This window comes from Microvirga vignae, from assembly GCF_001017175.1.
GTDB lineage: Bacteria > Pseudomonadota > Alphaproteobacteria > Rhizobiales > Beijerinckiaceae > Microvirga > Microvirga vignae.
Genome location: NZ_LCYG01000019.1, coordinates 67,255 through 90,489, shown reverse-complemented (window position 1 = coordinate 90,489; position 23,235 = coordinate 67,255). Strand labels below are relative to the sequence as shown.

Genomic DNA, 23,235 nt, shown 5'->3' with positions numbered 1-23,235 from the left:
CCCCCTGAAAACCTAGCCGATTGGGCAGGTGACTGGCATCAGACTGGGCTCTACCAATAGGATGGTTGCGGCTGGTTTTCCTGCTCAGCTCCCTGGCGCAAGATGACCGCTTGATTGCGCCGTAGATGCGCATGATTGTTGCATTACCTTTCCGCCGTCACAAAAATGCATAATATGCCGATGCAAGCTGAGCGCAGCTTGTCTTCTCGCTTTCGCAATGAGCCGCAGACGAAAGTGGATGTATAATGTAGCATCGATGATGCCGATCAGGAGGTTCGCATGCGTTGTCTCCGGTCTGTTGTTGCTCTGGGTATCGTCACTGGATGGTTGGCTGTCTTCAGCTCGGTTCTCGCCCAAGGAGGCCCAGGGCAAGCACCGCCCGTGACGGTTGCGAAGCCAGTCGTTAGGAACATTGTCGAGCAGACTGATTTCATCGGACGGTTCGAGGCCATCGATCAGGTCGATATTCGAGCGCGGGTCTCGGGCTATCTCGACAAGGTGCATTTCCAGGACGGGACCTTCGTCAAGGTGGGAGATCTCCTCTTCACCATCGATCCGCGGCCTTACCGAAACGCTCTGGAGCAGGCGCGGGCCGCGGTCACATCCTCCCAGGTCCGCATGGAATTCGCGCAGAGCGATCTCGACCGGGCCGAGCAGCTGCGCCGCACCGGCAACATCACCGACCAGCTCCATGACCAGCGGCGCCAGTCATTCCTGACTGCGAAGGCCGATCTCGATCGTGCACAGGCAGCCTTGCGACAGGCCCAGCTCGATCTGGAGTTCACGGAGATAAAATCTCCTTTGTCGGGAAAGATCTCCCGTAAGCTCGTCTCCGAGGGCAACCTCGTCAACGCCAACGAAACAGTCCTGACGAATGTCCTCTCGCTCGACCCGATCCATTTCTATTTCGACGTCGACGAGCGTTCGTTTCTGGCCTTTTCGCGCCAGACCCACGGAGGAACGAAGACCACCGTCAATGGGGAGGCCAACGAAGTTCTGCTCACCTTGACGGATGAACGTCTTGAACGACGCAAGGGGCAGCTCGACTTCTTCGACAATCGGCTGGATGCGGCCAGCGGTACCATTCGCGCCCGCGCGCTCTTCGAGAACAAAGATCTTTTTCTAACCCCTGGCCTGTTCGGTCGAGTCACGGTCGGTGCCTCAGATCCCTACAGGGGCATTCTCCTGCCCGACGAGGCAATCGGCAGCGATCAAGACCGGCGCGTGGTCTACGTTGTCGGCGACAACAATGTCGTCAATCTCAAGCCTGTCCGCATCGGCCCGAGGATCGACGGCTACAGGGTTATCCGGGATGGTCTGACCGGCAATGAGACGTTGGTCGTGAACGGACTTGTCCGGGTAAGGCCCGGAGCGCCGATCACGCCGCAGATGACGACGCTTCCTCCAACACGAGAGCGAAACGGCACCTGACCTCACGCGCCGAGGAGGCCCCCATGCGCTTTGCACATTTTTTCGTCGACCGGCCCATCTTCGCTACCGTCCTGTCGGTTATTTTCGTGATCGTCGGCGGGATCGCCTACACCACGCTGCCGGTCGCCCAATATCCGGAGATCACCCCCCCGACGGTGGTGGTCAGGGCCAGCTATCCGGGAGCCGATGCCCAAACCGTAGCCTCCACTGTGGCAACACCTCTGGAACAACAGATCAACGGCGTCGAGGACATGCTGTATATGTCCTCTTATTCTACCGGCGACGGTTCCATGGCCTTGACGATCACGTTCAAGCTGGGGACTGATCTCGACGAGGCCCAGGTGCTCGTCCAGAACCGGGTCGCCATTGCAACGCCGCGCCTGCCCGACGAGGTGCGGCGTCTTGGAGTCACGACACTGAAGAGTTCTCCGGATCTCATGATGGTCGTGCACATGCTCTCGCCGGACAGCTCGTACGAGCAGCTCTACATCTCGAACTATGCCCGCAACTACGTGCGCGACATTCTCCTGCGCCTCGACGGCGTGGGAGACATCATCATCTTCGGCGAACGCCAGTATTCCCTACGAGTCTGGCTCGATCCCGAGAAGATTGCGGCTTACGGTCTGACATCCAGCGACGTGGTTCGCGCCGTTCAGGAGCAGAACGTCCAAGTTTCAGGCGGTGCCCTTGGGCAGGAACCGACACCAACCGATGCAGCCTTTCAACTGACAGTCACGACACAGGGACGTTTCGAAGATCCACGTCAGTTTCGGCAGATCATCGTGCAGTCCACGCCGGACGGACGCTTGGTCCGTCTGCAGGATGTGGCCCGGATCGAGCTTGGCGCCCAGGATTACGTGACAAACTCCTATCTCAACGGGAAATCTGCCGTCGCTCTCGGGATCTTTCAGCGGCCTGGTACCAATGCATTGGCTGCGTCGGATCAGATCATCCAGACCATGGAGCAGCTTAAAGCCAATTTCCCGCCCGGCATTGCGTATCAGATCGTCTATAACCCCACCGAGTTCATCGCCGAGAGCGTGAACGAGGTCTACAAGACGCTGTTCGAGGCTACGGCTCTCGTCGTGCTTGTGGTGATCGTGTTTCTGCAGAGCTGGCGCTCGGCCATCATTCCCATCGTGGCGATTCCCGTCTCGCTGATCGGCACCTTCGCCATCATGGCGGCCCTGGGTTTCTCGCTGAACACTCTCACCCTGTTCGGGATGGTGCTCGCGATCGGCATCGTGGTCGATGATGCCATCGTGGTGGTCGAGAACGTTGAGCGCAATATCGCGCTCGGAATGTCGCCGCGGGATGCCGCTCATGTCACCATGGATGAAGTCGGGGCCGCTCTCGTGGCCATTGCGTTGGTCCTGGTCGCGGTCTTCGTGCCGACAGCCTTCATCCCCGGAATATCCGGCCAGTTCTACCGGCAGTTCGCTCTGACGATCGCCGTCTCGACGGTGATCTCGGCATTCAACTCCCTGACTCTGTCGCCAGCTCTTGCCGCATGGCTCCTGAAGCCGCACAGTCATGTAACTCCGCACAACCCGCTTCTGCGAGCAGGCAAGGCCCTGGCAAATGGCTTCAACCGGGGCTTCGATGCGACCTCCCGTGGTTATGCCCGGGCTGTCGGATCGGTGGTGCGGCATAAGCTGATCGTGTTGCCGATCTATGGCGGCTTGATTGCCGGAACAGTGTGGATTGCCAATCATGTGCCGCGTGGGTTCATTCCGACCCTGGACCAGGGCTATGCCATCGTCGTGGTTCAGCTGCCAGATGGGTCTGCCTTGTCCCGTACCGATGCAGTCGTGCAGCGGGCCTCAAGGATTATCCAGGAAACCCCCGGCGTTGAAGATGCAGTCGCCTTTGCAGGCTTCTCCGGCGCGACCTTCACCAATGCGACCAATGCTGCAGCCATTTTCGCCAGATTCAAACCTTTCGACGAAAGGATCGAGGCCGGAGATTCAGCGACCAAGATCATTGGCGATCTCTTTGGCCGCATGCAGCAGATCGAAGAGGCTTTCATCATTGCCATTCCGCCGCCGCCCGTCCGGGGCCTCGGCAATTCGGGGGGCTTCAAGATTCAGCTCCAGAACCGGACCGGCGACGATGTGCGCGGAATTCTCGCTATCGCCTATCAGTTGATGGGGCAGGCTCGGCAAAACCCGAATCTCGTCGGCGTATTCACGACCTTCTCCGCCAATTCGCCCCAGGTCTATCTGGAGATCGACCGCCAGAAGGCCAGCATTTTGAACGTGCCGATTCCGAACATCTTTGAAACACTCCGTATCAATCTCGGCACGGCCTATGTGAACGACTTCAACGCGTTTGGCCGCGTCTACCAGGTCAGGGCCCAGGCAGATCAACGGTTTCGGGTCGATCAGGAAGACATCAACCGATTGCGCGTCCGCTCCTCTACGGGGGCTCTTGTTCCATTGGGCACGCTCGTCGAGATGCGCGAGGTGTCCGGTCCGGACCTGATCCAGCGCTACAACATGTTCACCTCGGTCGCGCTGCAGGGCAATGCGGCTCCGGGTGTCTCCTCCGGAGATGCTCTGAACATCATGGAGGGTATGGTTCGACAGAGCCTTTCACCGGGGATGGGGTTCGAGTGGACGGAACTCGCCTTCCAGGAGCGGCAGACCGGCAACTTGGCGGTGTTCATCTTTGCCCTGTCCGTGCTCTTCGTGTTCCTTGTTCTTGCTGCGCAGTATGAAAGCTGGTCCTTGCCTGTTGCCATCATTCTCATTGTTCCGATGAGCGTTCTCTCCGCACTTCTCGGTGTGATGCTGCGAGGGCAGGACAACAACATCCTGACTCAGATCGGCCTTGTGGTGCTCGTCGGACTGGCTGCGAAGAACGCCATCCTTATCGTCGAGTTCGCCAAACAGGCGGAGTTCGAAGGGAGGGCACCGGTGGAAGCGGTTGTGGAGGCGTGCCGGTTGAGGCTGCGCCCCATCCTGATGACGGCCTTTGCCTTCATTCTCGGCGTGCTGCCGCTCGTGATCGCGACCGGACCAGGGGCCGAGATGCGACAGGCGCTGGGGACAGCAGTGTTCTTTGGGATGATCGGCGTGACGCTGTTCGGGCTATTCCTGACCCCAGTGTTCTATGTCACTCTGCGGCTCTTGGTGCTGCGGGTGTTCAGGCGCCCCGTTCCGGAACCATCCCGCACGATGGAGCCCCGGCCGTCCGCAGCCGAATAGGAGAGCCAAACGCCCGAGCCGCGGAGACAGTGCGAATGGAATAAGCGCACCTGTGCTTGATGCTGGGGCAGTCAAGTCACAACGGAGGTTTTTTCGTGGATGCAGCACGAATGGCGGGCCTGACGAGATGGGTCATGGAGGCAGGGCTGAACGGCATGATGGAGCAGGAGATCCTTCATGGCTTCTGCAACCGCTTGGTCGAGGCAGGCCTTCCGGTCAGTCGGGTGAACATGATCATCGACACGCTGCATCCCGTCTATGAAGGGCGCGCCTTCCGTTGGCGCAAGAACCAAGCGGACATCGAACCGGTTGTCGAGTACGGCCGCACCCATGAAGGCGAGGCTGCCGAGAACTGGCGCCGCAGCACCTATTATCACCTTTTTCACACTGGGGACGACATGCTCCGGCGCAGGATAGGCCCAGAGCATCCAGTCGACTTCGTCGTTCTGGACGAACTGCGTGGGGAAGGGCAGACGGATTATCTGGCTCTCGCGCACCGTTTCGCGGCCGAGGGCTCCATTGGCGAAATGGATTGCGTTTACTCGTCATGGACGACGGATGTGGCCTCCGGTTTTTCGGACGATCATGTATCGCTTCTGCGCGATCTGGCGCTGCCGCTGGCTCTTGCCGTGAAATGTGCGTCGCTCGCGCGCATCACCGAAACTCTCGTGACAACCTATCTCGGCCGGGATGCAGGCCGCCGGGTCCTGAGCGGCCGGATTGCGCGCGGCGTTACGGACAGGATCCGGGCCATTCTATGGTTCAGTGACCTGCGTGGCTTCACGCATGTGACGGAGACCGCCGAGCCCGAGCAGATCATTCCTTTCCTGAACGACTATGCAGAGGCAATCGTCTCATCGATTCACGATGCCGGCGGCGACGTGCTGAAGCTGATCGGGGATGGAATCCTCGCAATCTTTACAGCAGAGGATCCTGTACAGGCGTGTCGATGCGCTCTCGAAGCTGAAAAGAGTATGCGTGCCCGTATCAGCACGCTCAACAAAGAGCGCACATGCAGGAATCTACCGGTTGCCGATGCTTATCTCGCCCTCCACATCGGCGAGGTCTTCTATGGAAATATCGGCAGTCAGGATCGTCTGGATTTCACAGTCGTCGGTCCTGCGGTGAATGAGGTCAGCCGGATTGCCGCCCTTTGCCATTCAGTCGAGAGAGACGTTCTGGCGTCCTCGGCCTTCTTCTCGGCAGCATCGGAGAGTGATCGGGCGGGTCTCGTGTCGGTTGGACGGTACGCCTTGAGAGGCGTCGAGCGTCCGCAGGAACTGTTTACCCTTGATCCTGAATCGATCGATAGATAACGACAGGACTTGAGGAGATCCTGCGGCGGCTCAAGTCCTGTCGTGAATGATGCCGGGATGCGATCCAGGTTTACCTATGTCTCTCGTCCGTTATTTCGGTCGGGCAACCGCGATTTTGCGTTCTACCGGAGTGACCGGCACGGAGCGCATTTCGCCGCGCCGGAGAACCACAACTTCCATGATCTGTCCGATGCAGTCGCCGTTCAGAAGCCGTATGAGATCGTCGATCCCTCCGACGGGTGCGCCATTGAGAGAGAGGATCACGTCGCCCGGTTCGAGATGCGCCTCTGTCGCGGGGCTGTCAGCCTCGACAGCCGCAATGACGACCGCAGAGTTGAAGGGCGATCCTGCTGCGTAAGCGACACGCCGCGGAAGCGGCACCGTCTGACCCGCCACACCGATCGAGGCCCGCCGGACACGTCCGTGACGGATCAGTTCCGTGACGACAAAGCTTGCCGTGTTGCTGGCCACGGCAAAGCAGATGCCTTGAGCGCCCATGATCACAGCCGTGTTGATGCCGATGACTTCCCCGGAGGTTGCGACGAGTGGCCCACCGGAATTGCCCGGGTTCAGGGCCGCGTCGGTCTGGATCACATCGTCGATAAGCCGCCCTGATTTCGCGCGCAGGCTTCGACCGAGGGCCGAAACCACCCCGGCTGTGACCGTGGACTCGAACCCGAGCGGGTTGCCGATTGCGATAGCGATCTGGCCCCGCCTCAAACGCTTGGAATCGCCAAGGGTTGCAAATGGCAGCCTATCGCCATTTGCCCGTAGCAGGGCAAGATCTGTATCGGGATCGTCGCCGATCATCCGCGCTTGAAACGGGCGCCCATCGTGGCCGACCAACTCGGCCTCTCGGGATCCCTGCATGACATGGCTGTTGGTGAGCAGGAGACCATCCGGAGAGATGAATACGCCGGAGCCCATGCCTGCTGTGCGGCCCGAAATCTGTGGCTCGACCCGGACCACGGCGGGACCGACACTGTCGACGACGGTGGTGACCGCCTGCGAATAGGCATCGAGCAGAGCTTCATCGTGAGGCGGAGAGGATGGCTGCGGCCCTGAGGGCGGATTATCCTTATTGAGAAGATTGATCGGTGTGCGATCGAGCATGGAGAGCTCCGATGATTATATCGTTCTGATTTATATGGTGACGGCCAAGTCCTGATCCAAGAAAGCGGAGCTTCCGCCAATGCTCACAAAAGAATGAGTCCAAGGCGCACGGCCTGTGCGACGGCATCCGTTCGCCCTGTGGCGTCAAGCTTCGCGGCGATCGAGGCAACATGGAACTTGGCGGTGTGGAACGAGATCCCGAGCCTTCGGGCAATCACTTTGTTTGAGGCTCCCTCGGCCAGCAACCGCAGGACTTCAAACTCGCGCACGGTGAGCGCATAACCGCGCGGCACATCATTGGGATTGTCTGAAAGGCGATTCAGTGTGCCGTCCGGCAGTTCCGGACTGCGGACTTCTCGCGGGAGGATTGAGAAACCGCGGGCCACGGCATTCATGGCGAGCAGCAGATCCGAGAGGGTCACGTTGCGGGGCAGCACTCCGCTTGCTCCAGCGTTCAGGACCGCAAGCGCATTCCCGGGGGCTTCGAGAACAATCGTTGGTATCTCTTCGCGAACAGGCAGGTGGTCGGCGATCACCACATCAGGGTCCCTTGCGTCGAGCGCGACCCTGTTCGGCTCGCTAGCCAACATCGTACCGACGCGGTCGAGCAGGTCAGGGTCTTCGATATCAAGCGCCACGCGTTGCAATGCGTCACTCTTGAGGGTTGGGGCGTTCCGCAATCTCGACAGTAAGTGATATCTGCTTCCCGGATCGCAACACGCCAAGCACAACTGATTGGCCTACGCTCTCAGGCCCAAGGAGCGCGTAAACGCGACGGACCGAATACAAGGGATCGGCATTCCATCGGATCAGAACGTCGCCTTGCTTGATCCCGGCTCTCTGGCCGGGGCCGCTGGAATCCACGCTGATGACGATCAGGCCTCTCGGCTCGGTGAGCCCCGCCGCATCAGCAACGGTTTGATCGATCGATACAGGCTGGAGGCCTAGTCCCAGATAGCCACGGGCGATCCTTCCGTGGTCCAGCAATTGCTGGGCCACGCGTCCGATCGTCTCTGATGGGATGACCAGAACCCGCCCTCGGGGCCCGAGCACCGTCATTCCAATGATATCGCCACTGACGTCGAGAGCGGCCCCGCCCTCGGATCGGGCATCGAGCCTGAGGTCCAGATGGAGCCTGCGATCGATATGGCCGCCGCGCAGGCTCCTCCATGGACCACCTGCAAGAGCCACAATGCCGAGGGCAGCACTCAAGCCTTCAGACTGACGGCCGGCTGCAAGAACGAGATGTCCGACCCGGAGCCCAGATGTCTCTCTGAAGGGGAGGTCGGCAATGGGCTGTTCCTCGGTGCGCAGGAGGGCGATGTCCGTGCTTGGATCGCGGCCGACGAGGGTTGCGGGCGCTCGACTCCCATCCGGGCGAGTAACCACAATGTCCTCGTCCACCTCCAGCGTCTCTTCTGCGGTGACGACAAGTCCGGGGCGCCAGATAATACCGGTCGACGAGCTGCGTCTGGCACCATGAATCGCCACGAGCCTCGGTGCGACACGGTCAAGAAGATCGGCAGCCCGGTTCGAGATTGCATCGAGGGAGAGGTCGGATAATGGACTGGACATGACATACCCTCCTTTGCACGTCATGGCCCATCCTGCCGGTAAACGCCCTTTCCGGGTACTGACCAGGTGGCTAGGTATTGCCTTAGCCAGTCGATCTGGGAAGCTGTTTCAGCCGGGTCTACCGGAGAGCGGTGATCGTATTCCCAAGATGGGCTCTACCTGCCTCAACCTATTACCAGGGCTTGGTTTTCGCACAGAACGGAAGGAGAGCGTCCGCATTTTCGCAGAGAGAGGACCATTGCGCGAGCGAGCTTGGCATAATTGCCATCATTTCTTGCCGCTGGACTGGCGGCGTGGGACCACGAGCTTCGACGTCAGCACCTGAACGACTTCGCTGCGCTGATTGCGGGTCTCGCTTCGCAAAACCACGATACCCCGATCCGGCTTTGAGCGCGATGGTATGATCTCCTCGACCTCACTGACGACATGAAGCTCGTCGCCAGGACGAGTAGGCTTCGGCCAAGCGATCTCAACCGCTGCGCCAATGATACCCCCGGCGATCGGAGCGCCGCCGTTCACAAGCAGCCGCATCGTGAGAGCGGCCGTGTGCCAACCGCTGGCAGCAAGACCAGCGAACAGCGACTGGGCGGCGGCATTCTCGTCGAGGTGGAAGGATTGCGGGTCGAACTCTTGCGCGAACCGTTTGATCTGCTCGGTATCAAGGCGGTGCGACGGGCTCGTGAAGGTTTGGCCGACATGCAGATCGTCAAGAAACAGATGATCTCGTTTTTCGCTATTCATCCGAGCACCTTGCGTTCGGTTTGTCGCTTCTTTCACATTGAGGCTGGAAGCATCCGGCCCGGTCGGGCTCCCGTCGGCGCGCCATCGCGCACAATGGCCTCTCCATTGACCCAGACATGGGTAATGCCGGAAGGCAGAAGGGTCGATGTGTCGAAGGTGGCCCGGTCTGTCACGCCTTCTTCGAACAGCACCAGATCGGCCATCATGCCAGGTCGCACCAAACCGCGATCTTGGAGAGAGAAGCGCTGCGCCGCAATCGATGTCATGCGCCGAACGGCATCCTCGATGGAGAACCAGCCCTTATCCCGGCGCAAGGGGCCGATGATACGCGGAAACGTTCCAAAAGCGCGCGGATGAGGCTTCGTGCCGGGGCGTGGCAGGCCGTCCGATCCCACCATATACAGACGGTGACAGCACGCTGCATGCAGATCGTTTTCATCAAGCTGGAAGAGAATGACGCCGGTCTGGCCTTCGTCTTCCTCAACCAAGCGGATGAGCAGATCGTAAGGTTCGGTTTTCTCGTGCTCGGCGGCCTGCCGCATGTTCAGGCCTTCCAGAGCCTTGAGTGCCGGATTGTTGACGCCGGAAATGCGCACGTTCTCCCAACCGATCAGGGACAGCTTGCTCTGACCGTGGAAGGCCGGGCCGCCCTTTTCTACCCAGCGGCGCAGGACCGGGCCGATTTCGGGATCGCGGAGCCTCTGCTTCAGTTGGTCGAGCCCTCCTTCGAGGGCGGCAGGCGGGAGCAGCTGCAGAAGGTAGGTGCTGCCCGCCGGATAGGGATACATGTCGAAGCTGATATCGATGCCTTCCTGTCGCGCGGCTTCCAGGGTCTCCAAGGCACGCGGGATCTGGCCCCAGTTCGGGCGCCCCGCAGATTGAAGATGCGAGAGCAGGCCCGCCGCGCCGGACTGCCGGAGGATCTCGACGAATTCCTCGATAGCTTGGACGAGTTGATCCTCATAGCTGCGCACATGCGCAGTCATCAGCCGTCCGTGAGCTTTCACCACCTTCGCCAGCGCCACCATCTCGTCGAGAGCGGCAAAGGCGCTCGGGGGATAAACCAGTCCAAGGGACAATCCGATGGCGCCTTGCGAGAGCTGTCGGTCGAGAAGAGCCTCCATCGCGGCGATCTCGTTCAGTGTCGCGGCGCGACGCTCATATCCCATCACCGCGAGACGCAGCGCCGCATGGCCCACGAGGGAGACGACATTGATGGCTACTCCTCGATGGAGGCGCTCGCGGTAATCCGCGAAGTTGTCGAAAATCTCATCCGGTGCCGTCTGGCCGAGCAAGCCCGAGAAGTGTTTGCGTAGATCCTCGCGGGATTGTCCACGTGCCGGATAGAGTGAGAAGCTGCAATTGCCGACGACCACCGTGGTCACGCCCTGAAGCGCCTTTTCAGGCCGATCCGGGTCGCGAAGGCAGATCAGGTCGTCATGGCAATGGGCATCGATGAAGCCGGGTGCGAGATAGCGGTCCTGCGCATCGACGATTGTCGCATTCGCTCCCACCTTCAGGTTCGCGCCGACGCCGGCAATCCGTCCGTCGACAACATGCACTTCGCCGCGGAACCAGGGAGCTCCCGTGCCGTCAATGATCCGGGCATTTCGAATAAGCCAGTTTTTCGTCATCGTATTCTCGGCCGCATTGGCAGGAAGTGTCGATCACGGTTCAGCCGCGGGGCTTCCCCATCGGAAACGGCATATATCCAACGAAGCCCGTTATCTTCCAGCGCCCATTGAGGCGGGCGCAGAAATATAAGGTTTGCCAGTTGAGCACATCGACACCGCCATCTTTCAGGGCGATGGTTCCGTCGAATTTCTTGTGGCAGACGGCCGTATCGCCTCTCAAATCGATGTCGCGCATGTTGGTCGCGCGAAACAGAGCGTCGCGGACGGGCTCGGCATATTCGACCGCCTGTGAGGCTTTCGCCTGGCGCAGCCACTCGTCACGATAGGTTTCCAGGTCTGGAAAATCGAGACGCCAGCTGTCGGGCAGCTCCGACTTGTGCGCATGCAGGCCCAAAAAACCTTCCCTGCGGAAATCGGAATCCACCATCGACCAATCGGCTGCGAGAAAGGCGTCTATGTCGCGTTCGACCAGCATGGTCCAGATCTCGCGGCGATCCGGGTCGGTGTCGGAAAAGGGATTTTGCGTGTGGGATATCACAACGGAACCTCTGGGATTGGGGCGGAAGAGGGAGTGGGGCCGATTCAGGTAACCTTGCCGCGAGCCGCGACTGGAACCGTATCGATCACGTCGTCGCCGCGCACGAACGTTACTTCGTCGAAGAGGTTCGATACGGGGCAGACATGGTTCGGAATGATGCGAACCACCTCGCCAACTTCAGGCTTTGCGGCGGAATGCGTGAGATCAACAATCCCGTGCTCTTCGCTCAGAGATACGATGGCAGCATCTGGATATTCGACGATGCGACCGAAGCCCTGAAGGCCCAAAGTGTCGCTGGTGAGTGATTTCGAGCCGGTATCGAGAATCGCGCGGGTGTCGGTGGGGCGCGAGACGACTGTTGCGAGCACCGTGAGCGCGCAATCATCAAAGCTGCCGACGCCTTCCTGAACCTGAAATCGGTCGAGGTAGATATACGTGCCGGGGCGGTATTCTGTGGCTGCGCGGTTTTCGCCGCTTTGCCAGATGTCCGGCGTTCCCCCAGTGGAGACGATCTCGGGCGAGAGGCCCGCTTCCTTCAGCAAGGCCGTCGTGCGTTCCAGCCAGGCATTCGCCTGCGCGGCCATGCCCTTTGCGGGGTATGTCATCAGACCGGCAAAACGCAGCCCTTCCGAACCGGCAATGCGCTTGGCGAGGGCGAGCGCCTCCTCGGGTGTCTGGACGCCGACGCGCCCACCGCCCGTGTCGCATTCCACGAGAACAGGCAGGATGATGCCGGAGCCTGCGAAGGTCCTGGAATAGCCGTCGATGGTGGTGGTGCTGTCGGCTGTGACCTTGATGGATGTGCGCCTGGCGAGCGCCAGAAGGCGCTTCAGCTTGGGCTCGCCGAGGATGTTGTAGGGAAGGAGGATGTCCGTGATCCCGGCATCCGCCATCACTTCAGCCTCGCCGATTTTCTGGCAAGTGATGCCGATGGCGCCGAGTTCCATCTGCCGCTTGGCGAATTGCGGCAGCTTGTGGGTCTTGATGTGGGGTCGAAGCTTCACCCCATGGGTGTCGGCATACTCCTGCGCGCGCCTGAGATTGGCTTCGACGCGGTCTAGGTCGATCAGCACGACGGGAGTATCCAGCTCATGAATCTTGGTCATTGCAAAGTCCGACTTCTTCTAGTCGCCAAGGGGCAATCGGGGGTCGTTGACGTTCACCGCTGAGAGGCTGTGCTTGATGCGGCGAAGCCCTTCGAGAACGGAGGGGCCGATGGCTTCGGCCGTGGTCATCGCGATCAGATCAACGATGGCCATCATCGCATAGCGAGCGGAGTTGGGTTTGTAGAGATTGCTGTCTTCCGGCACCGAGAACGGCAGGAGAATTTCCGCCTCCCGGGCCAAGGCCGATCCCGGTGCGGTCACGGCAACGGTTTTGGCCCCATAATGACGGGAGATGCGCACGGAGTCGACGACCGAAGGCGAGTAGCCGGAGATCGAGAAGGCGATCACCACTGTCTCCGGTGTCGCCACCGAAGCCGTCATTCTCTGCATCTGACCGTCGCTGTGAGAGAGGACGGATAGACCGAGACGGAAGAGCCGATTATGGAGCTCCATCGCCATGATGGAGGAGTTGCCTCCGGAGCCATAGGACAATACCGAGCGTGCCGTGGAGATATGATCGGCGATCAGGCCGATTGTCTCCATGCCGACGCTGGAGCGCAGGCGCTCGATCGCCGTCATGGCGCCACCGCATACGGCCGCAAGAACACGTTCCTCGCGCTCCTCACGTTGCAGGGGGGCAGGATTGAGATAATTGCCACCGACGGCCAAAGCCTGAGCGAGATGATATTTGAAGTCGCGAATGCCCTCGCAGCCAAGTGCTCTTGCAAAGCGTGTCACCGTGGGCTCGCTCACCCCTGCGCGACTTGCAATGTCGGCAATCGTCGCTTTGGACACATAGGCGAGATCGCTCAGAATCATGGACGCGAGCCTGCGCTCCGCTTTGGAGCCGTCCTCGGCCCATCGGCGAACGCGGGTGATGATGTCCTGAGTCGCCTTCACACGGAGGCTCCCGGAAGGCGCACGCCGGTGTTGGCATCGAACAGGTGGACCTTCTCCGGTTCAACGGACAGGTTGAGCGTTTCGCCAGGGCTGACGGAAATTCTCTCCCGAAAGACCGCACGCACTTCCGAAGGGCCGACATGCCCATAGACGTGACTTTCCGAGCCCGTGGGCTCGATGACATTCACCACAAGCCGGATCGGACCTGCGGGATCGAGCCGGTAGTGTTCCGGCCGGATGCCAAGGGTCACGCTGGCGCCATCGGGGGCGGATGTGCCCGCAACCGGCACCAAGGCCCCGTCCGAGAGACGAACGGACGCGCCCTGGTTGGACATCAACACAGTTCCATCGATGAAGCTCATGGCCGGCGAGCCGAGGAAGCCTGCCACGAAGAGATTGGCCGGATGATCGTAGAGCTCGATAGGAGTGCCGACCTGTTCGATGCGCCCGCCGTTCATGACGACGATGCGGTCGGCCATGGTCATGGCCTCGATCTGATCGTGCGTCACGTAAATGATCGTGCTTTTGAACTTGTGGTGCAGCGCCTTGATCTCCGTCCGCATCTGCATCCTGAGTTGCGCATCCAGGTTGGAGAGAGGCTCATCGAACAGGAAGAGATCGGGGTTGCGGACTATGGAGCGCCCCATGGCCACGCGCTGGCGCTGGCCGCCGGAGAGCTGGCCGGGGTGCCGGTCGAGGTAGGCACCGAGATTCAGCATGGAAGCCGCGCGATTCAGCTTTTCCTTCGTTTCCTGCGCATTCTCGCGGCGGATGCGGGGGCCGAAGGTGATGTTGTCCTTCACCGTCATGTGAGGGAAGAGCGCGTAGGACTGGAACACCATCGAGATGTTGCGCTTCTGCGGCGGCACCTCATTCGCGCGCAGGCCGCCGATGCGGATCTCGCCGTCGGAAACCGTTTCCAATCCGGCGATCATGCGCAGCAGGGTGGACTTTCCGCACCCCGACGGACCGACGAGGACTACGAACTCGCCGTCTTCGACGGCAAGATTGATCCCATGGAGAATTTCGAGAGCCCCATAGCGCTTCTTGACATTGTCGAGGTGGAGTTCGGCCATCGGGAGCTCCTCTCACCGGATCGCATCGATAAAGGGCAGGTTGCCCGCCGTCAGACCGCCATCCACGGGAAGAACGACGCCCGTGATCCCAGCCGAGAGAGGAGAGGCGAGGAAGACCGCTGCATTCGCCACGTCGACGGGAGAGACCATGTGGCCGAGGGGATAGAGGCGCGAGACCTTCTCAAGAATATGAGGATCCTTTGCGATCCGGTGGTCCCAGGCATGCGTGCGCACGGAACCCGGACAGATCGCGTTCGACCGGATGCCATGGGCTCCGCACTCCGTCGCGATGGCTCGGGCATAGGCCACAAGACCGGCTTTGGCCGCCGCATAGGCAGGATTGCCGAAATGGGCGAGGGCGTTCACGGATGAGATGAAGACGAACACGCCCGAGCCTCTCGCCTTCATGGGTTCAAGGAAGGGAGCCGTGAAATTGCGAGCCCCATTGAGGTTCACGTCGAGCTCAAAGTTCCAAACACGCTCGTCGACCTGCTCGAGGGTTTCCGCGCGCGTATAGCCCGCGTTGCTGACAAGAATGTCGGGCAAGCCGAACTGCGACAGTATGCGTTCGCAGGCCTTCTTGCACGCGTCGGCATTGCCCAGGTCGAAAAATTCCTTGTGGGTCACGTCCAACGATCCGAGAGCCTCCGCCGAGACGTCGCAGGCGACGACCCTTGCTCCAGCCTCCTGAAAGCGCCGGACCATCGTGACACCAATGCCGCCGCCCGCACCCGTGATCACGGCCAGCTGGCCTTCCAAGCTGTTTGCCAATGACTTGCTCCGAACTGCTTCTAACCTTTGGTGTCCCTAAGGCTGGAGCGATTTATGAAATTTAGCAACATAAAAGCCAGGAATTTACGCAAAAATTCCCTTGCCTAAGTAATTTTCTTTCACAACAATGCTTGTTGCCGGGCTGCTTTTCTAAGGTGTGCGGCCCTAGCAGAGGGAACATGCACGTGAAAACACTCAACAAGAACACCTTCTTCAGTCTCAAGGGACTCATGCTCGCAGGCATCGGCGCCATCGCCCTATCCGCGAGCGCCAATGCGGGCACTGTCCGTGTCACCGTCGCGGAATATTCGGCCAAGACCGGCCCTTATTTCGAGCAGGTGGCCAAGGACTTCGAAGCGGCCAATCCGGGGATCAAGATCCAATTCGAGGTGGTGCCGTGGGATAACCTGCTCCAGAAGCTGACCACCGACATTTCGGCCAACGCCAATGCCGACCTGTCGATCATCGGCACGCGCTGGCTTGTGGACTTTGTCCAGCAGGGAATTGCGGAGCCGCTCGACAGCTACATGACCCCCGAGATCAAGGGACGCTTCATCGAGACATTCCTGACTCCCTCGGTGATGAACGGCAAAACATATGGACTGCCCATCGCGGCCTCCGCGCGTGCGATGTACTACAACAAGGATCTGTTCGCGAAGGCTGGCCTCTCCGATCCTCCCAAGACTTGGGCGGAGTTGGAGGATTACGCCAAGAAGATCTCCGCGCTGGGCAACGGTGTCTATGGCTTCGGTCTTCAGGGCAAGGAAGTCGAGACTGACGTCTACTTCTACTACGGGATGTGGTCCTTCGGGGGCGACATCGTGAAGGACGGCAAGTCGGGCCTCGACTCGAAGGCCGCGATCGATGCTGCGTCTCTTTACAAGCGCCTCATTGATCAGGGTGCCACCCAGCCGGGCGTGACTTCCTATGCCCGCGAGGACGTGCAGAACCTGTTCAAGCAGGGCAAGATCGGCATGATGATGACGGCGCCCTTCTTGGCCAACCAGATCCGTGACGAGGCGCCGAACCTCAAATACGGCGTGGCACCGATCCCGAAAGGACCGGGCGGCGATCAGGGCACTTACGGCGTGACCGACTCCGTCATCATGTTCCAGAACTCCAAGAACAAGGCCGAGGCTTTCAAATTCCTCGACTTCCTGTTCCAGCCGCAGCAACGTGTGAAGTTCACGATCAACGAGGGATTCCTGCCGGTGACCAAGGCGGAAGCGCAGGACAAGTACTTTGTGGAGAATGCTGATCTCAAGGTGTTCACGAGCCTTCTGCCGACCGCCCGCTTCGCGCCTGTGATCGCGGGCTGGGAGGAGATTGCCGATACCACCACATCGGCGTTGCAGCGGATCTATCTCGGCCAGGGCCAGATCGAGCCGACGCTGAAGGAGGCCGCATCCAAGGCCAATGCGGTTCTGAAAAAGTAGTCTCGACAAAGGGGCCGGGCCTTTGGGCCTGGTCCCGTCACGCTGTTTGCTCAGTCAGCGGAACGCTTATGACCTCGAAGCGTGTGGTTGCGCCCTACGTCCTCATTCTCCCCAGTTTCGTGCTGGCAGCTCTCATCGTCATCTGGCCTGTCAACGAGCTGGCGCAGATCGCGAGCCACAGCGTGAACCGCTTCGGCCAGTTGCGCGACTTTGTCGGCATGGCGAATTTCAGGGCGCTGCTCGACGATCCGAATTTCATCGCCTCGCTCTGGCGCACGGGGATTTGGACCGTCGCGGTGGTCGGCGGCGCCGTCATCTGTTCCGTTCCCGTTGCTCTCGTCTTGAACGAGGACTTTTATGGCCGCGATCTCGCGCGTGTGATCGTCATGCTGCCATGGGCGGTTTCACTGACCATGACCGCCATCGTCTGGCGCTGGGCGCTGTCGGGTGAAAGCGGCATGCTGAATTCGGCCCTGCTCGAATTCGGGATCATCGATCAGAATATCCAATGGCTTGCCGAGGCGAGCACTGCCTTCCCGATGCAGATTCTCATCGGCATCCTCGTGACCATCCCCTTTACGGTCACGATCATCCTGGGCGGTCTCTCGTCCATTCCTGACGATCTTTATGAGGCAGCGGCCCTGGAAGGGGCAGGGCGGTGGGAGCAGTTCCGGCATATCACGCTTCCGCTCATTACCCCCTTTCTGAACATCGCGCTCGTGCTGAACACGATCTACGTCTTCAACTCCTTCCCGATTATCTGGGCCATGACACAGGGTGGGCCGGCGAACTCCACCGACATCCTTGTCACCTACCTCTACAAGGTCGGGTTCAGGCTTGGAAAGCTCGGAGAAGCCTCCGCCGTCTCGCTGGTGATGTTCGGCATTCTCCTGGTCTTCACCTTGATCTATGTGCGGCTCACGACCTCCCGGGAGGTGAAGGCATGAATTCTTCCAAGCTCCGCCGCTCCATCATATGTTGGCTCGCGCTCTCGCCCGTTGTAGTCGTCACGATCTTTCCCTTTGCCGTTATGCTGATTTCGGCTCTCAAGCCCAGTACCGAGGTGCTGACGCCGACCTGGTGGCCCTCCCGGATCGCCTGGGAAAACTTCCAGACCATGTGGGTTGCCACCAATTTCGGAAATGCCCTGAAGAACTCGCTCTATGTCTCCGTGCTGGCGACTCTGGGTTCGCTGATCGTCTCGATTCCTGCTGCCTATGCCCTGACGCGCTTCGACTTTAAGGGGCGTGAGTTTTACCGCCAGTTCCTGCTGGTCACGCAGATGCTGTCGCCCATCGTCCTTGTAGTCGGTTTGTTCCGTCTCATGGTGTCGCTCGGCTTGATCGACAGCATCAATGCGGTGACGGTTGTCTATGCGGCCTTCAACATCGCCTTCTCAGTCTGGATGCTGCAGAGCTACTTCGCAACCATTCCGCTCGATCTGGAGGAAGCAGCCTGGATGGAAGGGGCGGGGCGCGCCAAGACCCTTGTGAAAGTGTTTCTGCCGCTTGCCGTGCCGGCAATGGTCGTGACGGCGATCTTCACCTTCATCAACGCCTGGAACGAGTTCGTCATCGCGTTGACCCTGCTGCGCTCGCAGGACAGCTACACGCTGCCTATCCAGATCTTCTCGCTCGTGTCCGGCCGTTACACCGTCGAATGGCATCATGTGATGGCGGCCACGTTCGCAGCGACCATTCCGGTTGCCATCGCGTTCGCGTGGCTTCAGCGCTACCTCGTGCGGGGCCTTGCGCTCGGCGCAGTGAAATAAGGCCTCTCAAGAACAGAAGGAAGAAGTCATGTCGAAGCAGACATTCGGGTCGTCCCATGTCCCTCTGTCGCCGGCAGTTCGGGCGGGAGACTTCATCTTTATTTCAGGGCAGACGCCAGTTGGCCCGAACGGGGAGAATGTCGGCGGCACCATCGAAGTGCAGACCCGTCAGGTGCTTGACAACGTTAAGGCTGCTTTGGCATTGGCCGGCGCCGAAATGTCGGATGTGGTCAAAACAACCGTGTGGCTTGAAGATGCTCGGGACTTTGCCGCCTTTAACAAGGTTTATGCGACCTATTTCCCGTCCAACCCACCCGCTCGGACCACGGCTGAGGGACGCCTCATGGTTGATATCAAGATCGAGATCGAGGCGATTGCCTATAAGCCCATGAGGACGATACCGTGATGGCAGGACAGGGGCTTTTGCTGTGAGCTCAGCACCATCCCGAGCTCCGGCCCATCAGCGTCTGGCAGATGTACCATCTCCTCCATCAATCTGCTGGCCGATCAGTGCGATAGCTCGCTGATAGACTGAAGCTGCGTTCCACGCCTGGATCGCTCTGAAATTGGCTTCCCCGGGCTGATAGCCTTCGCCCGCGCGCCAGCCATGGGCTCTGAGGAAATTTGCCGTCGAGGTCAGCGCGTCGGCCGCGTTATCGAGATCGCCGCCATTGCCATAGTTCAGGATGCTCTTGGGCAAGAATTGGGTCTGGCCGATTTCACCATGCATAGAGCCGCGCGTGTCGGCCGAAAGAATGCCGCGATCGATCAAGGTTAGAGCGGCGTAGAGCTGCTCGGTGAAGTAGGCCGACCGACGGCAGTCATACGCGAGTGTTGCTACGGCTGACAGAGTGTTCTGGTTTCCGCGTTGTCGCCCAAAGGCTGTTTCCATCCCCCAGATGGCCAAGAGCGGTCCCGGCGGGATGCCGAAGCGTTGTTCGATGGATGTGAACAAGCCTGCATGGGATTGCTTGAGCGCGCGCCCGCGCGCGATAATGACTGAGCCACCTCGCTTGGCGAGAAACTGATCGAGCGATAAGCGAAAGCTTTTCTGACCACGGTCAGCAGCAATGGTCGCCGTCGCATAAGTGGTTCCCATGAGAGCTGTGATGGTCGGAGCGCTGACGCCCCTTGCTCTCGCTTCACTGGCAAACTGCTGCTTCCATGCTTCAAAGCCGGCCGCCGTAGTGCCGCACTGCGCAGCACTGGCCGTGCTCACTGTTGCCGCGTGCAGCAAGGATGTAATGACCATGATCTTTATCTGGTCGCCTGTGATCATTTCGAGTTCCTTTCGCATCCTTTGCAACGGGCCAATGCTGTCATGCCACACCGACGTCATGTGGCGTGATCGTTAGGATAACCTTCATTGGAGGTTAATGGCTCCCAGTCCAAAGCCTGTTTGATCGTGGGTGATCCAGACCTCTCCCTCGCCGATCATCATCCCTTTGTCTCGAACAAAGACCGTCTCGAAGGTGGATTTCGCCACAATATCCCGAATGCGCGGGTCCATGGCCGCGTCCTTCGCTGTACGAAGCTGCTCGCGGGTGCGAATGGTCCGCTTGGCCTTTCCTGTCACTGTCAGGGGATAGTGGGCGACCTGAGCGAGGAGGTCGATATCGCCGGAGCGGAAGGCTGCCTTGACGCGCCTGAAACCGTAATAAGCCTCCAAGGGATTGAAATTGAGAGCGCGGTAGCCAGCCTCAATCTCAGGCGACAGCTTCGGCCGGGAGAAACCCGCTTCGGGCGTCCTGACAGGCAGGTCCATGGATCGCCTCAGCTCCCGCGCAAGGAGGTTCAGGGCTCGGCGCTGGTCAAAGATCTTCTGCAATTCGGGCGAACGGCTCGGTATCGCTCCCGTCGCGAGGGATTCTGTGAGCTCCTGATTGACCGCCTTCGGGTCAGGTCCGGCATTTCGCCGCTCAGTGGAGGCGGTTTCCTTCCCCAGTGCGTGATCAAGCCGGTTTTGTGCGATCCAGAGCCTTTCCTCGACCTCGGCCAGAACCTGTTCGTGCGATGGCCTGAAGCCAGGGCCTTTTGCGAGATCGGAGGGTAGGGCTTTCATCGCCTCCTGGGGCGTCGGGCCCTTCTGCTCGTCAGACGGATACCGAGGGTCGATCTTGTAGGTCCTGCCGTAGACCCGCACGAAGAGAGGGTCTGCATGGACCGGGAGGCTCAGGAGAGCCAGCAGAAAACCGATGACCCTGAGATCCCTGGCGGGAAAGCCAGCCATAGCCGCCTCCATTCCAAAGGAGATCGGAGGGCCTAGTGTACACGTCAGCTTCCGGGACGGGAATGGCTAGGGAGGAGCTAGAAGACGTATAGCGATTAAATTGGAAAGTGGCGTTATCTCCCCCGCCAATATCGTCTAATGAAGCCGACGTTCTGAAATCGCTTCTTTGACGTGAACCAGCTTATGGAGCTTGTGCTGATCCACGCCGAGCTGTCCCGCCCATTCATGCAACGCGGAGCTATAGAGCTGGGCGAGGAAGCGGGTCGGGTTCTCAGCGCCGCCCTTCAGCCTCACGAGTTCGTTCAGGGCTTGTTTCAGCATCGTACGATCAACGGGCATCATCACACCTCGTTCCTGAAGGAGCTAATGTGCGTTTTGGAGGCCACGCCGTCAAAGGATCAAAAGGCTTACCATCTGGAGCGGCGGGTGCTTTCTACGCGAGCCTCTCGTCAAAAACGCTAAGTCCTTGTCCCAGTTGATCAAGCAAGGTTCGTCCAACTCGATTACAACATTCCGCCGACAGCAGCCTGTCTCAAACTGTGCATGGCAAGGGTTTCGCTCCTGCCAGACGATACCGCGGCCCAGCTTGGTGGCATGGCGGTGGAGGTATCCTCGGAGCTGGTGATTCGGACGGAGCAGGCTCGAAAATTTTATTCCTACTGTGAGCGGGCTTACCGTCCGCGTCTGTGAGTGGCATGCGATTGGTCGCGAAATAGACCGTCACAGCTCGTGCCATGGTCCGTTTCCCGTGTGAAGCTAATGTCTCACGTCCAAAGCCAAGCGTCAGCAGGCCGAGAATGGCAGGGCCTGTTCCATTCCAAATCAATCTCTGCTCATCTTCTGACCACTACTCCGTTCAGCCGCGGCACAGACCAAATCTGCCTCACGAGAGCTGAAACAGAACATGGGTGGCGCCTCGCTCCAACTGGATCTGGCTTCAAATTCAAGCCGGAGCACCGACGGGAAACAATATTCGGAAATGAATCCTCAAGATGTGGCTGCTCCACCTATACGACCGCAATTCCGAGCATTACATTTCGTTGAAGTGCTGAAGCATGCGCACAGCGTCTGGTTCCCGGTCTGTGAACAGGCGGAAAGCTCCAACAGCTTGGAATACGGCCATTCCGCCGCCGGACATGGTGCGGCAGCCGCGTGCTCGGGCCTGGCGCAACAGTTCCGTCTCCAAGGGGAAGTAGACGATGTCGGCGATCCAGAGATCGGAGCGCAGCAATTCCGCAGGCACCGGCATGCCGGGATACTTCGCCATTCCGAGCGGGGTCGTATTCACCATGCCGTCCGCATTGGCCATTGCCTCCACGATATCGGATTTCGCGGAGGCGCATCCCGCACCGAAACGCTCGCTCAAGGCTGCAGCAAGATTGCGGGCGCGCTCCTCATGTGAGTCGATGAGAGTGATCTCGCCGACTCCGAGCGTCAGCAGGGCATGCGCAACGGCTGCTCCAGCTCCGCCAGCACCGAATTGAACCACGCGATCTTTACGGACATCAGGCAGTTCGCGCTTGAAGCTCTCCGCGAATCCCCACCAATCCGTGTTGTGACCGATACGCCTGCCATCTTTCAGAACGATGGTATTGACTGCTCCGAGCGCGGCTGCATCGGGTGACAGCTCATCGAGAAGCGGGATTACGGCTTGCTTGCAGGGATAAGTGATATTGAGACCCGCAAAACCGAAACGCTGTGCTGACGTCAAAATTTCCGGCAATGCGCTTACATCAAGGCCTAATTCTTCGAGATCGACGAGCTTGTAGACATAGCGCAAGCCCTGTTCGGCGCCCTCGCGCTCGTGGAGGCGTGGGGTACGTGAGGCCTGGATACCAGCACCCACTAATCCGACGAGAACGGAGGGCCATGTCCATAGGCGTTCCGCTTCGCGTTTTCTGTCGGCCGATGACGGTCGCTCCCTCGTCATCGACATCAGGCGCTCGCCGTCGCTTTGGAAATCATATTGAGCATTGCTTTGACAGCTAATGGGTAGCCCTCCGTGCCAAGACCCGCGATGACGGCAGTCGCAATCGGGGAGACATAGGACTTATGGTAGATCGGCTCGCGTCGATGGATGTTCGAGATGTGCAGCTCGATGATAGGGCCAGGAAACATCTTCAGGGCATCCATGATGGCCATGGAGGTGAAGGTAAAGGCTGCCGGATTAATGATAATCCCGCTGCCCCCGTCGATGGCTTCATGGACCCAATCGATAATCTCGTATTCGCGGTTCGATTGCCGGAACACGATTACCTGTTCGGATGCAGCTGCCCGGCACATGGCCTCGACTTCGGCCAAAGTCGTCCGACCGTAGATCTCAGGCTCGCGGGAACCGAGGCGGTTCAGGTTCGGCCCGTTGAGAATGTAGATTGGTCTGCTCATCAA

The 23,235-nt window shown here is 59.7% G+C and carries 22 protein-coding genes; 7 read left to right on the top strand and 15 right to left on the bottom strand.

All coding sequences use genetic code 11. The features are described from left to right. Positions 1–279 precede the first annotated feature (279 nt). The 3 genes from AA309_RS08090 to AA309_RS08080 all read left to right on the top strand — a co-directional run bounded on the left by AA309_RS08090 (position 280) and on the right by AA309_RS08080 (position 5,956). Positions 280–1,431, top strand: a complete 1,152-nt coding sequence (locus tag AA309_RS08090) for an efflux RND transporter periplasmic adaptor subunit (RefSeq protein ID WP_047188494.1) — start codon at positions 280–282, stop codon at positions 1,429–1,431. Positions 1,432–1,454: 23 nt separating this feature from the next. Continuing rightward, a complete protein-coding gene (locus AA309_RS08085; RefSeq protein ID WP_047188493.1) occupies positions 1,455–4,640 on the top strand; it encodes an efflux RND transporter permease subunit in 3,186 nt (1,061 codons plus the stop codon). 95 nt (positions 4,641–4,735) lie between these two features. Beyond that, positions 4,736–5,956 carry an adenylate/guanylate cyclase domain-containing protein gene (locus AA309_RS08080; protein WP_047188542.1) on the top strand — a complete coding sequence of 407 codons (1,221 nt, stop codon included), beginning with the start codon at positions 4,736–4,738 and terminating at the stop codon, positions 5,954–5,956. 90 nt (positions 5,957–6,046) lie between these two features. Here the strand turns inward: AA309_RS08080 and AA309_RS08075 are convergent, their stop codons facing one another. The 10 genes from AA309_RS08075 to AA309_RS08030 form a co-directional block, all read right to left on the bottom strand. Next, on the bottom strand, positions 6,047–7,069 hold the full coding sequence (locus AA309_RS08075) for a S1C family serine protease (protein WP_047188492.1): 1,023 nt from the start codon (positions 7,067–7,069) through the stop codon (positions 6,047–6,049). An 83-nt stretch (positions 7,070–7,152) separates the two neighbouring features. Then, the gene (locus AA309_RS37590; protein ID WP_084730986.1) at positions 7,153–7,464 is read right to left on the bottom strand and encodes a response regulator transcription factor; all 312 of its coding nucleotides are present in this window, start codon (positions 7,462–7,464) and stop codon (positions 7,153–7,155) included. Between the two features lie 256 nt (positions 7,465–7,720). After that, positions 7,721–8,644 (bottom strand): S1C family serine protease, encoded by a 924-nt coding sequence (locus AA309_RS08065; protein WP_047188491.1) that lies wholly within the window; start codon positions 8,642–8,644, stop codon positions 7,721–7,723. Between the two features lie 267 nt (positions 8,645–8,911). Next, positions 8,912–9,385, bottom strand: coding sequence for a MaoC family dehydratase (locus AA309_RS08060; protein ID WP_047188490.1), 474 nt, complete (start codon positions 9,383–9,385; stop codon positions 8,912–8,914). A gap of 32 nt (positions 9,386–9,417) precedes the next feature. Beyond that, complete coding sequence (locus AA309_RS08055; RefSeq protein WP_047188489.1) at positions 9,418–11,019, bottom strand: N-acyl-D-amino-acid deacylase family protein; 1,602 nt, start codon at positions 11,017–11,019, stop codon at positions 9,418–9,420. 40 nt (positions 11,020–11,059) lie between these two features. Further along, a complete protein-coding gene (locus AA309_RS08050) occupies positions 11,060–11,554 on the bottom strand; it encodes a hypothetical protein (RefSeq protein WP_047188540.1) in 495 nt (164 codons plus the stop codon). Between the two features lie 47 nt (positions 11,555–11,601). Beyond that, complete coding sequence (locus AA309_RS08045) at positions 11,602–12,663, bottom strand: D-TA family PLP-dependent enzyme (RefSeq protein WP_047188488.1); 1,062 nt, start codon at positions 12,661–12,663, stop codon at positions 11,602–11,604. Between the two features lie 18 nt (positions 12,664–12,681). Then, positions 12,682–13,563: a MurR/RpiR family transcriptional regulator gene (locus AA309_RS08040; protein ID WP_047188487.1), complete on the bottom strand. Its 882-nt coding sequence runs from the start codon at positions 13,561–13,563 to the stop codon at positions 12,682–12,684. After that, positions 13,560–14,639: an ABC transporter ATP-binding protein gene (locus tag AA309_RS08035; protein ID WP_047188486.1), complete on the bottom strand. Its 1,080-nt coding sequence runs from the start codon at positions 14,637–14,639 to the stop codon at positions 13,560–13,562. The genes AA309_RS08040 and AA309_RS08035 overlap by 4 nt, the downstream gene beginning before the upstream one ends. A 12-nt stretch (positions 14,640–14,651) precedes the next feature. Continuing rightward, entirely contained in the window at positions 14,652–15,344 is a 693-nt protein-coding gene (locus AA309_RS08030; RefSeq protein ID WP_084730984.1) for an SDR family oxidoreductase, read from the bottom strand. A 245-nt stretch (positions 15,345–15,589) separates the two neighbouring features. On the opposite strand from AA309_RS08030, the gene AA309_RS08025 reads away from it, so the two are divergent. From AA309_RS08025 to AA309_RS08010, 4 genes are all read left to right on the top strand, one after another. Next, positions 15,590–16,846, top strand: a complete 1,257-nt coding sequence (locus tag AA309_RS08025; protein ID WP_244470292.1) for an ABC transporter substrate-binding protein — start codon at positions 15,590–15,592, stop codon at positions 16,844–16,846. Positions 16,847–16,914: 68 nt separating this feature from the next. Further along, positions 16,915–17,793, top strand: coding sequence for a carbohydrate ABC transporter permease (locus AA309_RS08020; protein ID WP_047188484.1), 879 nt, complete (start codon positions 16,915–16,917; stop codon positions 17,791–17,793). Next, positions 17,790–18,617, top strand: a complete 828-nt coding sequence (locus tag AA309_RS08015; protein ID WP_047188483.1) for a carbohydrate ABC transporter permease — start codon at positions 17,790–17,792, stop codon at positions 18,615–18,617. Before AA309_RS08020 ends, AA309_RS08015 begins: the two co-directional genes overlap by 4 nt. A 28-nt stretch (positions 18,618–18,645) precedes the next feature. Further along, entirely contained in the window at positions 18,646–19,023 is a 378-nt protein-coding gene (locus AA309_RS08010) for a RidA family protein (protein WP_047188482.1), read from the top strand. Positions 19,024–19,077: 54 nt separating this feature from the next. On the opposite strand, the gene AA309_RS08005 is transcribed toward AA309_RS08010, so the two are convergent. The 5 genes from AA309_RS08005 to AA309_RS07985 form a co-directional block, all read right to left on the bottom strand. Then, positions 19,078–19,869 (bottom strand): lytic murein transglycosylase, encoded by a 792-nt coding sequence (locus tag AA309_RS08005; protein ID WP_047188538.1) that lies wholly within the window; start codon positions 19,867–19,869, stop codon positions 19,078–19,080. Between the two features lie 111 nt (positions 19,870–19,980). After that, a complete protein-coding gene (locus AA309_RS08000; protein ID WP_047188481.1) occupies positions 19,981–20,847 on the bottom strand; it encodes a hypothetical protein in 867 nt (288 codons plus the stop codon). A 135-nt stretch (positions 20,848–20,982) separates the two neighbouring features. Next, positions 20,983–21,189 (bottom strand): hypothetical protein, encoded by a 207-nt coding sequence (locus AA309_RS07995; protein ID WP_047188480.1) that lies wholly within the window; start codon positions 21,187–21,189, stop codon positions 20,983–20,985. A gap of 688 nt (positions 21,190–21,877) precedes the next feature. Continuing rightward, positions 21,878–22,783: a shikimate dehydrogenase gene (locus AA309_RS07990; protein WP_425286858.1), complete on the bottom strand. Its 906-nt coding sequence runs from the start codon at positions 22,781–22,783 to the stop codon at positions 21,878–21,880. Further along, on the bottom strand, positions 22,783–23,232 hold the full coding sequence (locus tag AA309_RS07985; protein WP_047188479.1) for a type II 3-dehydroquinate dehydratase: 450 nt from the start codon (positions 23,230–23,232) through the stop codon (positions 22,783–22,785). The genes AA309_RS07990 and AA309_RS07985 overlap by 1 nt, the downstream gene beginning before the upstream one ends. Positions 23,233–23,235 lie beyond the last annotated feature (3 nt).

Coding starts and splice junctions, on each gene's coding strand:
- AA309_RS07995 (WP_047188480.1), bottom strand. CDS start 21,189: ATGATGCCCGTTGATCGTACGATGCTGAAACAAGCCCTGAACGAACTC.
- AA309_RS08055 (WP_047188489.1), bottom strand. CDS start 11,019: ATGACGAAAAACTGGCTTATTCGAAATGCCCGGATCATTGACGGCACG.
- AA309_RS08090 (WP_047188494.1), top strand. CDS start 280: ATGCGTTGTCTCCGGTCTGTTGTTGCTCTGGGTATCGTCACTGGATGG.
- AA309_RS08035 (WP_047188486.1), bottom strand. CDS start 14,639: ATGGCCGAACTCCACCTCGACAATGTCAAGAAGCGCTATGGGGCTCTC.
- AA309_RS08045 (WP_047188488.1), bottom strand. CDS start 12,663: ATGACCAAGATTCATGAGCTGGATACTCCCGTCGTGCTGATCGACCTA.
- AA309_RS08015 (WP_047188483.1), top strand. CDS start 17,790: ATGAATTCTTCCAAGCTCCGCCGCTCCATCATATGTTGGCTCGCGCTC.
- AA309_RS08020 (WP_047188484.1), top strand. CDS start 16,915: ATGACCTCGAAGCGTGTGGTTGCGCCCTACGTCCTCATTCTCCCCAGT.
- AA309_RS08005 (WP_047188538.1), bottom strand. CDS start 19,869: ATGGTCATTACATCCTTGCTGCACGCGGCAACAGTGAGCACGGCCAGT.
- AA309_RS07990 (WP_425286858.1), bottom strand. CDS start 22,783: ATGTCGATGACGAGGGAGCGACCGTCATCGGCCGACAGAAAACGCGAA.
- AA309_RS08065 (WP_047188491.1), bottom strand. CDS start 8,644: ATGTCCAGTCCATTATCCGACCTCTCCCTCGATGCAATCTCGAACCGG.
- AA309_RS07985 (WP_047188479.1), bottom strand. CDS start 23,232: ATGAGCAGACCAATCTACATTCTCAACGGGCCGAACCTGAACCGCCTC.
- AA309_RS08000 (WP_047188481.1), bottom strand. CDS start 20,847: ATGGCTGGCTTTCCCGCCAGGGATCTCAGGGTCATCGGTTTTCTGCTG.
- AA309_RS08060 (WP_047188490.1), bottom strand. CDS start 9,385: ATGAATAGCGAAAAACGAGATCATCTGTTTCTTGACGATCTGCATGTC.
- AA309_RS08025 (WP_244470292.1), top strand. CDS start 15,590: ATGCACGTGAAAACACTCAACAAGAACACCTTCTTCAGTCTCAAGGGA.
- AA309_RS08085 (WP_047188493.1), top strand. CDS start 1,455: ATGCGCTTTGCACATTTTTTCGTCGACCGGCCCATCTTCGCTACCGTC.
- AA309_RS08010 (WP_047188482.1), top strand. CDS start 18,646: ATGTCGAAGCAGACATTCGGGTCGTCCCATGTCCCTCTGTCGCCGGCA.
- AA309_RS08075 (WP_047188492.1), bottom strand. CDS start 7,069: ATGCTCGATCGCACACCGATCAATCTTCTCAATAAGGATAATCCGCCC.
- AA309_RS08030 (WP_084730984.1), bottom strand. CDS start 15,344: ATGGTCCGGCGCTTTCAGGAGGCTGGAGCAAGGGTCGTCGCCTGCGAC.
- AA309_RS37590 (WP_084730986.1), bottom strand. CDS start 7,464: ATGAATGCCGTGGCCCGCGGTTTCTCAATCCTCCCGCGAGAAGTCCGC.